At 70.5% G+C, this 12,959-nt stretch carries 12 protein-coding genes; 8 read left to right on the top strand and 4 right to left on the bottom strand.

Features of this window, described 5'->3' with window-relative positions; translation table 11 throughout:
• Window positions 1-62: 62 nt before the first annotated feature.
• A complete protein-coding gene (locus tag LQ326_RS36035; protein ID WP_234543276.1) occupies window positions 63-437 on the bottom strand; it encodes a GvpU-like protein in 375 nt (124 codons plus the stop codon).
• Between the two features lie 699 nt (window positions 438-1,136).
• Between LQ326_RS36035 and LQ326_RS36030 the strand changes: the two genes are divergently transcribed.
• A complete protein-coding gene (locus LQ326_RS36030; protein WP_234543275.1) occupies window positions 1,137-1,481 on the top strand; it encodes a MerR family transcriptional regulator in 345 nt (114 codons plus the stop codon).
• A gap of 424 nt (window positions 1,482-1,905) precedes the next feature.
• Here the strand turns inward: LQ326_RS36030 and LQ326_RS36025 are convergent, their stop codons facing one another.
• Window positions 1,906-3,414, bottom strand: coding sequence for an FAD-binding oxidoreductase (locus LQ326_RS36025; RefSeq protein WP_234543274.1), 1,509 nt, complete (start codon window positions 3,412-3,414; stop codon window positions 1,906-1,908).
• Window positions 3,415-4,515: 1,101 nt separating this feature from the next.
• On the opposite strand from LQ326_RS36025, the gene LQ326_RS36020 reads away from it, so the two are divergent.
• From LQ326_RS36020 to LQ326_RS35995, 6 genes are all read left to right on the top strand, one after another.
• Window positions 4,516-4,860: a hypothetical protein gene (locus LQ326_RS36020; protein WP_234543284.1), complete on the top strand. Its 345-nt coding sequence runs from the start codon at window positions 4,516-4,518 to the stop codon at window positions 4,858-4,860.
• 432 nt (window positions 4,861-5,292) lie between these two features.
• Complete coding sequence (locus tag LQ326_RS36015) at window positions 5,293-5,499, top strand: cold-shock protein (RefSeq protein WP_181807290.1); 207 nt, start codon at window positions 5,293-5,295, stop codon at window positions 5,497-5,499.
• Window positions 5,500-5,785: 286 nt separating this feature from the next.
• Window positions 5,786-7,321 (top strand): DEAD/DEAH box helicase, encoded by a 1,536-nt coding sequence (locus tag LQ326_RS36010; RefSeq protein ID WP_234543273.1) that lies wholly within the window; start codon window positions 5,786-5,788, stop codon window positions 7,319-7,321.
• Window positions 7,322-7,424: 103 nt separating this feature from the next.
• Window positions 7,425-7,844: a CBS domain-containing protein gene (locus LQ326_RS36005; RefSeq protein WP_372497043.1), complete on the top strand. Its 420-nt coding sequence runs from the start codon at window positions 7,425-7,427 to the stop codon at window positions 7,842-7,844.
• 82 nt (window positions 7,845-7,926) lie between these two features.
• Complete coding sequence (locus tag LQ326_RS36000; RefSeq protein WP_234543271.1) at window positions 7,927-8,214, top strand: SCO5918 family protein; 288 nt, start codon at window positions 7,927-7,929, stop codon at window positions 8,212-8,214.
• 481 nt (window positions 8,215-8,695) lie between these two features.
• Window positions 8,696-9,016 (top strand): hypothetical protein, encoded by a 321-nt coding sequence (locus LQ326_RS35995; protein ID WP_234543270.1) that lies wholly within the window; start codon window positions 8,696-8,698, stop codon window positions 9,014-9,016.
• A 210-nt stretch (window positions 9,017-9,226) separates the two neighbouring features.
• On the opposite strand, the gene LQ326_RS35990 is transcribed toward LQ326_RS35995, so the two are convergent.
• A complete protein-coding gene (locus tag LQ326_RS35990) occupies window positions 9,227-10,873 on the bottom strand; it encodes a hypothetical protein (protein WP_234543269.1) in 1,647 nt (548 codons plus the stop codon).
• A gap of 252 nt (window positions 10,874-11,125) precedes the next feature.
• On the opposite strand from LQ326_RS35990, the gene LQ326_RS35985 reads away from it, so the two are divergent.
• A complete protein-coding gene (locus LQ326_RS35985; protein WP_234543268.1) occupies window positions 11,126-11,641 on the top strand; it encodes a hypothetical protein in 516 nt (171 codons plus the stop codon).
• Window positions 11,642-11,730: 89 nt separating this feature from the next.
• On the opposite strand, the gene snpA is transcribed toward LQ326_RS35985, so the two are convergent.
• Window positions 11,731-12,528: a snapalysin gene (snpA, locus tag LQ326_RS35980; RefSeq protein ID WP_234543267.1), complete on the bottom strand. Its 798-nt coding sequence runs from the start codon at window positions 12,526-12,528 to the stop codon at window positions 11,731-11,733.
• Window positions 12,529-12,959: the final 431 nt, after the last annotated feature.

Raw genomic sequence — 12,959 nt, 5'->3', positions numbered from 1 at the left:
GAGCGCCGAGCGCCGAGCGCCGAGCGCCGAGCGCCGAGTGGCGGGGCGGCGGGCACAGCCTCTCACTTGTCGAAGTAGCTGAAATCACCCACGGTCCATGCGTTGACGTCCTTGATCGCGACTCGGTACATGCCGCCCGTCTCCGGGATGCCGAGGCTGCCCTGCAGGATCCGGGCGAGATGGAAATGCAGATGCGTGGGCTCCCCGCCACGGCCGGGCCGTTCCCCTCGCGGGCCGCCGGCGAAGACGTCGGAGAACTGGCCGAGGCGGTCCGATTCCTTCAGGACCTCGGCCACCCGCTCCCTCCACACGGCCTCGGGGGCCAGCCGGCCGGTGATGACGGCGCCGCCGACGACCACGGTCAGCGACATCTGATTGCTTCGCTCGGACTCCACCGCGGCGGAGAGGGCGACAAGCAGTTCATCAGGGTTCGACATGAGGCAGATCCTATTCAGCTGCCTGCCCCGGAGCCGCCCCGCGGCGGGGGAGCGGCTCCGCGGAGGGCGGGAGGCGGCTGCCGGCGGAGCGGCGAGGAGGCTGTCCGCCGTGGTGCCGCGCGGGACGGCCGCGGCGGAGGCCATCGTCCCGGGTGGCAGGATTCCTGCTCTGCCATAGAGGTGAAATCTACTCTTGCCAGAGTAGACATTCCCTCCCGGTGTGGTTATGCTTCCTGTCATAGAAAGCGGTCGAACGAGACCCGGCAGAAACGAACTGGCGGGTAGCAGTACACGAAGTTCGCAGGTCAGTGCGGCTCCTGAGCCTCGAAGCCGAGGTGTTCCCAGAATGGCGACGGTGCTGGGAGCCGCACTGGGCGGCTCGCACGTCGAGGAGCTGCCGCAGCAGTACCGCAGTGCCGATTCATCCAGTGGTTGGTTCAGAGAGGAACGGAGGAGCAGACGCCATCAGGATCGCCCGGTCCGAGAAGCACTCGGCCCGGGTACCGCAAGGCCCCGGAATGGATGGTGGTCCCCGGTCAAGCAGCTGCGATCCCCCCGCACCCCCGCCCTCCGCGGGGCCGGGTAGCGGAAACAGAAGGTCGGCACAGCAGTAGGGCCGACAGATGGTGTTGAATTTCCTTCGGGGCCTTGGTGCCGTACGGCACCAAGGCCCCTCGACGCGTTGCGCAGCGAGGTGACATGACAGCGGACAACCCTCTTAGTGATTTTCTTGACGACGACGACTACCCCGCCTACACGATGGGCCGGGCAGCCGAGATGCTCGGCACCACCCCGGGCTTCCTTCGAGCCATCGGCGAGGCTCGCCTGATCACTCCGCTCCGCTCGGAGGGAGGACATCGCCGGTACTCCCGCTACCAACTGCGGATCGCCGCTCGCGCCCGCGAGCTCGTCGACAAGGGCACGCCGATCGAGGCCGCCTGCCGCATCGTCATCCTCGAGGACCAGCTCGAGGAAGCTCAGCGCATCAACGCCGAGTACCGTCGTGCCGCGGACGAGGCGGCCGGCAGGTCCGGTTCCAGCTGACCGCGTGGGTGCTGGCCACCCGGAGCGCCTTGCGGCGGCCGGACGAGAGCACGGGCCGGAAGTCCCGCGGCCGGGATGACGACAGCGCCATCTGCCGTGCGAGCGACGCGACGGAGCTGGGCCGGTTCCCGCCCGCCCGGGGCGGTGGGCCGGTCATCGGGAGCGGCCGTACGTCCGGCTCGGGGCGTATGAGCCCGCGCAGGCGCCGTCGCTTGCCGAGCTGAGAGCGCGAGTTCGGTGCCCGTCACCCTTTCCACTACGAACCCCCAGGTCATCGACCCGGGGGCTGGCTGTGGTCGGAGTCACACCGTCAGACCGTGCAGGCCCGGCCGCTGGGGGTCCGGAGCCGTCGAAGGCCGGCGGGACGCACCGGGCCCGCGATTCGCGGACGTGGTTCCCGCTCAGGGGTCCAGGTCGGGCTCGGTCAGCGGGTCGCGGGCGGGATGCTCTGGTCGTACTGGAAGACGTTGTGCGGGTCGTATGCCGCCTTGATCCTTCGCAGTCGGGCGAAGTTGGATCCCCAGTACGCGGTCTCCCAGTCCTGCATGCCGATGTTCGGCACGTTGACGTAGGCGCCGTCCACGTAGGGGCGCAGTGCCTGGCTGAATTCGGCGATCCAGGCCTGGGCCTGCGGGGTGAGCGGGTCGCAGACACCCGGCTGGTCGGAACGGGTTCCCCAGCCGGCGCCGGGCTCGGAGTAGAAGATCGCGTCGCGGTGCGGGAACGCTGTGCCGCCGCGGGGGCTTCTCCTGACCGCCCCTCCGAACGCCTGGGTGAAGAAGTTGCTGTCGTCCGTGGGCGCGTCCCGCATGAACGAGGAGATCACGTCGATCGCCTTGCCCGGGAACGGCTTCCTGGTGAACTGCGAGTAGAACTTCCAGTTCGCGGGTTCCTTCTCCGTCGGGATCTGGAATCCCGAATACACCTGGCCCCAGTTTCCTTCCTGCACCGACACCTGCGGGCTGTCGACCGACAGGATCGGGGCCAGCAGCTTCTTCGCCTCCTCAGGTGTTCCTTCCGCGAGGACCGCGAACAGCAGGATCTGCTTCGGGTGCACTTCGAGCTGGGTGCCGAGGCGGTCGTCGGTGTACGGCGCGGTGCGCTGCCAGGCGTCGAAGACCCTGCGCAGGTCGCCGATTCCGTCCCAGGCGGCCTGCACATACGTGACGCTCTTCAGCGGGGCCAGCTTGTAGGTGAGTGAGGTGACGATCCCGAAGTTGCCGTTTCCCGCTCCACGCAGCGCCCAGAGCAGGTCCGGGTTGTTGTTCAGATCGGTCTTGATCACCTTGGCGCACTCGGCGCCTTCCGCGACTACGACCTCGGCGCCGATCAGGCTGTCGCAGGCCATGCCGAGCCAGCGGGTGAAGAAGCCCAGGCCGCCGCCGAGCGTCGCCCCGGCCAGGCCCACGCTGCCTTCGGTCCCTGTCGTCACCGCGAAGTTCTGCTTCGCGAGTGTGGTCACCGCTTCGAGCTGGTTGAGTCCGGCGCCGACCGTCGCGACACGAGCGGCGCTGTCGATGTGGACCGACTTCAGCTCGCTGATGTCGATCACGAGGCCGCTGTCGACGTTCGACCAGCCCTCAAGGCTGTGCCGGCCGCTCCGGATCCGCAGCGCGACGTCGTTCTGCCGCGCCCACGTCAGGGCGTTGACCACGTCCTGGGTGTTCTGAGCGAAGACGATGACCAGCGGATAGTGAGAGAAGAGCTGGTCCCAGCCGAGGCGCGCGTCCGTGTAACCGGGGTCTTCGGGGCGGACGATGCGGCCGGTCAGCTGCGCCGGCGGGCACTTCGCCCCGTACGCCCCGCTCGCGGAGGCCGTGGTCGCGGCACTCGTACCGGGGGCTTCGGCGGCCGCGACGCCGGGCACGACGACAGCGCCGGCACCGGCGACCGCCGTCGCCTTGAGCACTTTGCGACGGGAAAAGTCGTTCATGGTCCGTCTCCTCTCGATCACCAGCGAGGGCGAAATATGCCCTTTGTGAACCATTTAGGCGATGCGGACGTTAGCAAGAGGGTGATCACGGTGGACCGTTTCGACACGCTCGCAACCACGACCGAGGCGCCTGACGCCGTGGGTCGGGCATGAGCCGGATGCGCCTCGCCGGTCGCGTCCTGGCCGGGCAGACCCCTTCCGTCTCGGTTTCTCTCCCCACGGCGGCGGCCGTGGGCGTGCGACCGAGATCCGGCGGCCGGGCAGGCCGGACAGGCCGGACAGCCGCACAGGCGTGAACGCAGGGGAACGGCCCGCACGCGGCCCCGGCAGCCGCCGGCAGACCGGGAAGTGTGCTGCGGCCATCGGAGTGGGGCGTACGGCCTACGGCGCACCAGGGCCGCCGTCGCCTCATCGGCGTGGGGCCTGGACGGGCACCGGACGGACCGGTGCCGTCGGGGACGCCTCGGCGACGCCCCGCACGCGTCGCCCCGGACGGAGAGCGGGGCGAGGGGCCACCGGGTGGAGGCCGGTCGTGCCGTCGGGTGCGGGAGGCGCTCTCACTGAGCACGTGGCACGGCGAATGGACGCTCCGGGCCAACCCGGTCGAACAGCGCATGCGGGCAAGTCCCGCCCACAGCGGGGCGGTCAGACCGTAGGCACGGAAGTCGCCGCCGTGGCCCAGGACCCGCGAGGCGGTGTCCGGCGGCTGATCGCCAAGGGGCGACTGGGCCGCGTGGAGGGGGCCTTGGCCTCGGCGAAGGCCGCTGGGACGGAGGTGCGGCCCGGGTCGCGGACTGCTCCCGGGGCCGGGTGGTGTGCGGGTGACGACCTGTCGGACAGCCGCGACGCGCCCTCGTGCCGCCCACCGTGCTACTCGGGCCGGGGATGCCGGGCTTCCGCTGATGTACGGCCTTCGGCCGGAGGCGCCCTGGCCGGCGCCGCGTTGACACGTATCGTCGCCGGACGTTGACTGGCGGGACGGCTGAGGGCCGGGAAGGGCAGGGGCGACCGGGTCTCCGGAAGCCTGCAGCAGGCCGTCGAGAAGGCGAAGGGCGCCTTGAGGCGGTGCCCCCGTCGCAAACGGAAGCGGTGCACACCACGATGTACGACCAGACACGCGCCCAGCAGCCCCCGGACCGGACCCCGGGACCGGACGGACGCCGTACCGCGGGCCCGGAGCCGCTGCTCCCCCCGGAAGCACGGGACGAGATCGTGCGCCGCCTCGGACACGCCGTCAACACCTTCGCGGACACCCCGCGCGAGGCGCTGGAAGAGGCCGAGGGCGCCTTCGACGAAGCCGCCGCCCAGCTGGCGAACGCCCTTTCGGAGACGCGGCGGGTGCTCCGGGCCGGCTGGCAGGACCGGGCCCCCGAAACGGACTCCGCCGAACTGCGGGAGGCGCTGCGGCAGTACCGGGAGCTCACCCAACGGCTGCTGCGCGCGTAGGCGGCGGCCCCCGGCCGGGAAACGGGGCCCACGCCGCCTCTTTCCCGGCGACGGTGAGAGACGGGCCTGCGGCCAGAGGCGCTGACCCGGCTCCGCGCGGCTCGCCGGCGCCGCGTCATCTCCGTGGAGGACCAGTCGGACGACGCCCTCCGCCTGAACCGGGAAACGCCCCGGAAGCTGGACGAGGGTGACGCGAATACCTAGTTCCGCCGGTGCAGAAATACCTATTCCGATGGGATGAGAATCGCCGGGCGGGCGCGAAAGCGTATGGCCGGTTCCTCCCGGACTGTGTTAGTGTGATAGCCGTTGCAGTTTTGGTTGCCATAGGTTTTTCTTTGCAAAGCTTTCCGGATTCTTCCGGAGGGGTGATCATAGCGGCGACTCGACCCCGCAAAGTGCGGGGTCCGGCACTGCCCCCGAGGGAGATTCAATATGGCATCTGGCACCGTGAAGTGGTTCAACGCGGAAAAGGGCTTCGGCTTCATCGAGCAGGACGGTGGCGGCGCTGACGTGTTCGCCCACTACTCGAACATCATCAGCAACGGCGGCTTCCGCGAGCTTCGGGAAGGCCAGAAGGTCAGCTTCGACGTCACGCAGGGCCAGAAGGGCCCGCAGGCCGAGAACATCGTCGCTGCCTGAGGCTGACGCGCATCGTCGCGAGCCGGTGGCTCGCGCATCGTATGGCTGGGGCCCGCGCTCTTGGGGTGCGGGCCCCAGCCATTGCGTTACCCGGGTACCCGGACATTCGGACATTCCGATACTCGATTTTCCGGGGCCTTCTGGGTGTCCGGACTGAGGCAGTCCCGGATTCGACAACGAGAAGCCCGGCTTTCCGTTTTTTCTTCGGCTCATTCTGCGATTCCTCGTACGGCTGCCCGCTGTCGGACGGAATTCCTCGATGCGCCGCATCGAGGAAGGTTCCGTCATGAACCGCACCCGTCGCACCGGCGGCAGTTCCGGTCACCACCGCGCGGACGGCAGTGCCGCGCGTTCGGCAGGATCCGCTCGCGCCGGCCGTTTCCGAGCGCAGGAGACGGGTCGGCCGGGTCCTGGTCCGGGGACCGGGCGCAAGAGCGGCCAGGGCGCGCGCTCCGCCCCACGCCGGCAGGAGTTCGCCACGCCCGTCACCCTGACCGAGCCGCTGCCCGCGGCCGAGACGTTCGCCGAACTGGACATGCCCGCACGGCTGCTGGCGGCGCTCCGCGCCGAGGGCGTGACCGTGCCGTTCCCGATCCAGGCGGCCACGCTGCCGAACGCGCTCGCGGGCCGGGACGTCCTCGGCCGGGGCCGTACCGGCTCGGGCAAGACGCTCGCCTTCGGCCTGCCGGTGCTGGCCCGCCTCGACGGGCGCCGCGCCGCACCCCGGCAGCCGCTCGCCCTCGTCCTCGTCCCCACCCGGGAACTGGCCCAGCAGGTCACCGACGCGCTCACCCCCTACTCCCGTGCCCTGGGGCTGCGGCTCGCCACCGTGGTGGGCGGCATGTCGATCGGCCGTCAGGCGAGTGTCCTGCGCGGCGGCGCCGAGGTGGTCGTCGCGACACCCGGCCGCCTCAAGGACCTCATCGAACGGGGTGACTGCCGGCTGGACCGGGTCGCCGTCGCCGTCCTGGACGAGGCCGACCAGATGGCGGACATGGGCTTCCTCCCGCAGGTGACCACGCTGCTCGACCAAGTCCCCTCCGGCGGGCAGCGGTTGCTGTTCTCGGCCACCCTGGACGGTGACATCGACCTCCTGGTGCGCCGCTATCTGCACGACCCCGTGGTGCACTCGGTCGACCCGCCGGCGGGCGGTGTCACCACGATGGAGCACCATCTGCTGCACGTACGCGACGGCGACAAGGACACCACCGCGACCGAGATCGCCGCCCGCGACGGACGCGTGATCATGTTCCTGGACACCAAGCACGCCGTGGACCGGCTCACCACGCACCTGCTGTCCGTCGGCGTGCACGCCTCGGCCCTGCACGGCGGCAGGTCCCAGGCACAGCGCACCCGGACCCTCGCCCGGTTCAAGGAAGGCCAGGTCACCGTCCTGGTGGCCACCAACGTCGCGGCCCGCGGCATTCACGTCGACCACCTCGACCTCGTCGTGAACGTCGACCCGCCCGGCGACCACAAGGACTACCTGCACCGCGGCGGCCGTACCGCCCGCGCCGGCGAGTCCGGCACCGTCGTCACCCTCGTCCTGCCGCACCAGCGTCGCGCGGTGGACCGTCTGCTGGCCGACGCCGGCATCACCGCGCGTACCGCACGGATCCGCCCCGGCGCACCCGAACTGCATGCCATCACCGGCGCACGCACGCCCTCCGGCGTGCCCGTCACCCTTCCCGCACCGCCCGCCGCGCCCCGCGAGGGCAAGAGGTCCGCCGGCCGTGACCGCCGGGGCCGGGCCGCCGGACCGGGCGGGAACGGCCGGGCCGCAGCCCGAACGCGGCGCTCCGCCCCCGGGTCCACCACATAGCCCGGCCACGGGCGACGCGCCGCCGCTCCCAGCACTCAGGCCGAGACGCGGCCTTCCTGCCCGCCCCAACGAAGAGGAGAAGCCCTTGACGCCGAGGACGCCGATGACGCCGATGACGCCGCTTTCGTACCGAGCACACCGGTCCGGCCCGGCCGACGGCACCGGTCTGACCGCCCGCGACGCCATGCTGCACGCTCCCGGGCCGCAGGTCGACGACCACATGGCGGTCGACGTGGCCCTGTCCGTGCTCATCGGAGCCCGCGTCACGCACCTGCTCCTCCAGGACGAGGACGGGCGGTGCGCGGGACTGGTCACCCGGTCCCAGCTCGCCGCGCACCGGGGCGGCTCGTGGTTCAGCGACCGGACCCGGCTGCGGGACATCCCGCTCGACCGTGGGCCGTTCACCGCGTCGACGGCCGCACTCGGCGACGCGGAATCCGCCATGCGGACACGGACACTGAACGTCTCCCCCGTGGTCGACGAGCACGGCTACGCCTTGGGCGTCCTCGCTCTCACACCCTGACCGGCCCGTCCGGCCGCCGTCGCGCGTCCGGCATCTCCAGAGTCGTACCCCGGCGTTCTCACTCATCCCCGCGGAGGCATCCATGCGCTGTGTCATCGCTCGTTTCCCCTTCGACCTGCGCAAGAGCGAGGTCGAGCAGTCGATGAACGGCATCACCCCCGAACCCGTGACCGGCGTGTCCGTGACCATCAACGGTCAGATCTACCCCGTGATGCAGGTCGGAGAGGTGATCACCAGGCAGAACCGCCGGGACTTCACGTCCGTCGAGATGCGCCGGGCGCTGACCCGGCTCGGCTTCACCTGCCACGGCGCGCCCCCGGTCGAGCAGCCCCGGGCCGCGCGAGCCGACGAGGACATGCTCGGCTGGTGACGACGTCCGTGGTGCGCAGGTGTGCGCCGCCACCGTCTCGTCGGGTCGCCCCAGTCACCGCCCACGCCGGGGTCGCCGGTCAGGGCGTCCGGAAGGAAGGTGACCGACTTCTGCCCGGGCAGCGGCGGGTAGCGCAGAGGACTCCATCGGCGCGCCCGAAGGACTGGGTGGAGCTCTGCCTCGCGCCCGCAGCGTCCGTACCTTGGGGAAACCGCCGCCGACGTCGTCGCCGTTGCTCGCGATGACGTCGGCGCGCGGCTGCCAGGTCCCGGGACGGCCCGACCCGTTCACGGAGAACGCTGCGTCGCTGCGTCGCTGTGTCGAGGGGAGCGTCGGCGTTTCCGACGCCTCCCGAGCCAGGAGTGGCACGGCTCTCCCCGGCAGCCATCTCAAACCCGTCAAGTTCCAGCTTCCGCAACCCGTTTCCATGCTCCGGCGTCCACATCCATGACGGACGGACACCGATCACCCGGGAGATCACATGGCGCGGAAGGACCGGACGACGGACGGGCCGGAGGAGAAGGACCGTGAGAAGTGGATGGCGCGTTTCCAGGTACGGCTGGCCATGCGGCCGGGCGTGGACCGGGCGGTCGTGCTCCAGGCGGTCAAGGAAGTGACGGCGCACTGCGCCGAGACGGGTGAGCATCCACGGACTGCCTTCGGCGATCCGGACGCCTACGCCGTGCAGGCCGCCGAGCGGCTGGTGCCGGCGGACCGGGCGGCGCGCGAGCGCCGGCACAACGCCGTGGTGGACGCACTCGACGCCGTGCGCAAGAAGGCCGGGGAGATCACCGGTCTGTGACCGGCCGCGGCGGCTTCCGCCATGGCCCGGCGCGCGGTTTCTGACACGGCCCGTATCCGCCGGAACGCAGGAGGACGGGGACACCGGGCCGAGGTTCCCGGCATACGGCCGACTCGCGACGGCCGCGGTTTCCGGTGATGTTCTTTCTTGGCGCGGCGATGGGGCGGGACGAGCGGATCGGTCGCTGTCCCGCCCCAGTCGGCCTCACCCCTACTTGTCGGCCGGGGTGATCTCCCACGTGGTGTTGTCGCCGTGCTGCTGGGTCCAGAACAGCCGCCAGCCGTCACGGAACAGGGTCGGCACCTTGGCGCCGAGGATGCCGTCCGTGCCCGGGTCGCCGTCGGAGACGTGGATGCCGGTGATCTCGTTGTCACCGTCGTTCTGGATGCCGCCGTTCACCGAGGACAGCATGCTGTCCAGGGTCGCCGACGGGTCGCGGCCCTCGGCCAGGAAGCGCACCGGCTGCGCGCCGCGCGAGTAGTCGGTCGTCGTGGTGAAGACGTACCCGGAGTCGAGGGCGTCCCGCTGGGCGTGCACGGTGTCGCTGGCGTCCTCGACGAAGGCGACGTGCGTGCGGTCGAGGAACGTCACGTTGTCGATGCCGGTGTGCGCCTTGTCGCCCGCGTAGAAGACGCTGAGCTTGCCGTCGTTGGAGCGCGGGTCGCTCTGGGTGAGCTTGTACAGGGTGCCCCAGCCGCCGTAGCCGTCGTTGGCCGTGCTGGTGGTGTTGGTGTCACCGGTGGCGTCGAAGTAGAACTCGCGGAAGTCCGTGCCGGGGCGGAACTGACCGTTCTCCGAACGCTTGAACGGGGTCGCCTTGAACGACTTCGCCAGGGCGTTGGCGTCGAACGCCTTCCCGCTGGCGTCGGTCTTGGTGTCGTGGATGGTCACCCAGTGGGTGCTCAGGGCCGGACCGTAGTTGCTCAGGTCCTTCTGGTCGTCGGTGAACGCCCCGCCGGTGGGGTGCGCGCTGTCGACGCCCTGGTAGGCGATGGGCGAGCCGCTGCGGCGGGAGACCACCTGCAGCGCCTGGAGCTTGCCGCCCTTGGTGAGGTCGTGCTTGTCGTAGGGGACCAGCCGGTAGACGAAGCTGTTGGGAACCTTCGTCTTGGTGGCGACCGTGGCACCGCCGCTGTCCTCGACCATCAGCAGGTTGCCGGCCGAGTCGTTCTGGATGCCCTCGTAGCCGGCCCGGCCGGTGACGAAGGAGATGTCCTGGACCTTCGAGTCGATGTCCGGGGTGGCCTGGAGCACCGCGCCGTCGGCTCCTTCCTCGGACGTGAACAGCAGCCGCTTGGCCCAGGGGTCCCAGGTGGAGCCGTCGATGGCGGGAAGCGCCGTGCCGTCGGTCTCCTTGGTGGCCAGCAGCGTCACGCGGTGGGCCTGGTCGGCGTCGAGGTTGATGCGGGTGATGTACCCGGCCTGAGCGCCCTCGTGGCCCTGGAAGAGGAAGTGCTTGCCGTACCGGTACGACGGGTCGGCGCCGTGCAGGCCGGACATCCGCAGGTAGGTGTTCTTGTCGGGCTCGGTCTTGCTCGCCTCGATCTTCACGCCCGGGGCCTGCTTGACGGCGGGGTCGGGCAGCAGCGTGCCGTCGCCGAGGTAGCCGTAGTACGGGACCTGGTCGGTCGGGTTCTCCAGCTTCAGGGAGCCCTGCGCGACGGGGTGCTCGGCGAGCCCGGGCGACAGGACGTTCGGAGCGGTCACACCGCGGGCGTCGGTGACTGCCGGCACCGAAGCCCAGCCGCCGACACCGCCACTGGCGTCGGCGGCACCGGCGGACAGCACGAGGCTGACCCCGACCGCACCCGCCGCCACCGATATTGCAACAACGCTGGCACGTCTCTTTTTGGCCATGTGCGAACACCTTCCAGAGGAGCGAGAGCACACAGTCAAGACATAGCCGCCGTCACAGAATGGCCGGATCGGTGTCGGCCCGGTTGATGATCTGTGAACATTGGGCGCCCTTGCCCGGGAAAGAGGAGGCCGCCGGTCGAGGCCCGGGCCTTCAACCCGTCGGACACGGCCAGTTACAGGTTCCTCGTCAGCGATACGGCGCCCACCATCACCCCGGCCGACCCGTCGCCCGGGTTCGGCGACACGACCACGTTGACGCTCCGGCCCGACGCCGCGCTCCAGTCGAGGAGCCCGGTCGTCAGTTACTCCGTGCACACCATCGGCGGCCCGGACGGCGACAAGACCTTCGACGTCGCGGCGGCGGCCGACGGCACGGCGACGGCAGAACTCACGATCGACGGCATCAACGGCGAGCGTGTGGACGTGACCAGCAAGAGCGCGAACGGCTGGCTCAGCGACCCGGCATTCTGGGGCATCGACTACGACACGACTCCCACCGTCGCTTCCGCCGTCTACCCCGAGAACGGTTCCGGCGGCGGTGCGGGCGTCCCGGGCACCTTCACGTTCACGCCGAAGGTGCAGGGCGTCGCGAGCTACACGTACTCCTTCGACACGGAACCGGAGGTCACGGTCGCCGCGGGAGCCGCCGGCACCGCGGACATCGACTGGACGCCGCCCTCGGACGGCTCCTACGGCCTCCAGGTCTACGCGACGACCCGCTCCGGCATCCAACTGGCCACTTACTACTACTCGTTCACCGTGGACTGAGTCCGCGAACCGGCCGCTCGCCGGCCACCCCCCGGCCCACCGCTGTCATCGGTGGGCCGGTGGGTGGGGTTTCCCGTCCGGGAACGCGGTCAGCTCCAGGGCACGCCGAGGAGCGAGCCCCACGGACCCTGGCCCGGGGTCACGGTCGGTACCGTCGGTACCGATGGTGTCGACGGTACCGATGGTGCCGTGCCCGGCTGGGTGGCGGGCTGGTTCACCGTGCCCGGGGCCTGCGCGGGTCCGGCGGCCCACAGCTGGTCGACGCGCGAGCGCTCGGCGGCGTTCGGGTAGCGGTTGGTGCAGGACGGGCCGGCGCCGCCGCCCGACATCAGCTCGCTGCACGGCCCGCTGTAGTCGTCCGGCAGGCCCAGCACGTGCCCGGTCTCGTGGGCGACGACGCGGACCGCGTCGTACTGCCGGCTCTGGGTGTAGTCAAGGAAGATGTAGCCGCTTCCGTGGCCGTTGCTGGAGGCGTACGACCCGCGCTGGTCGTTGCCCTCGTAGTAGGAGAAGTCGGCACCGCTCGACGCCTCCTGGAGCTTGACGTGGGACTCGGAGCTGTTCCAGATCGCGGCCGCGCTCGCTATCTGGGAACGGAAGCTCGGTGCCCGGGAGGCGTTGTAGGAGACGGTCACCGCCTGCGCGTTCGGCTGGGCGGCGCGCTTCTCGGCGACCGACTTGAGCACGGCCTCGAAGAACGCCTTGTTGTTCGCGGCCTCCTCACCCGACCCGTCGTACCGCGCCACGGACGTACCGGCGGCGGCCGGCGGGGCGGCGGCCGTTCGGGCACTCGCCGGCACCGCCGCGCCCAGCAGGCTGGAGGCCAGACCCAGGCCTAGAGCGAGAGCGACGGCGAGGGGCCTCGCGGACGTTCGGGACGAGTTCATGTGGGGGGCTCCTACTCACTCGGTGACGCCGAGCACCCGGTGCGTGGTCGACTCGGCGTGAACACCGGTTCCGAACTGCGGCGACGTCCTGTGGGTCGCCATTCTTAGAACGGCTTCACAGGGAGCGCAAAGGGCCCCGCCACTACGCCGCCTCGTAGGTCCCGGGACCTCGCCGGGACGGTGCGCGGGCCCCCCGGCCCGCCTGTGGCGGCGGGAGGAAAAGCTGTCGCGATGTCAGGAACCCTGCCGGAACGGGGTGGTGGGCGTGCCGGTCGGCCGGGCGGGATTCCGGAGTGTGCGTCGGCGTCCACATCAGCACCAAGACGGACAAATCTCCACATGTCTTCCATGTGGCATCTACTAAGCAAGCCGGTTGGTCGGCCGAGCGCTGTGACTGACGTCATAGAGCGCGGGCGTCCGTTTTCTCCGGA

The organism is Streptomyces shenzhenensis (genome assembly GCF_021462265.1).
GTDB lineage: Bacteria > Actinomycetota > Actinomycetes > Streptomycetales > Streptomycetaceae > Streptomyces > Streptomyces shenzhenensis.
The sequence above is the reverse complement of the archived record's forward strand: the minus strand, read 5'-3'. Positions and strand labels throughout refer to the sequence as shown.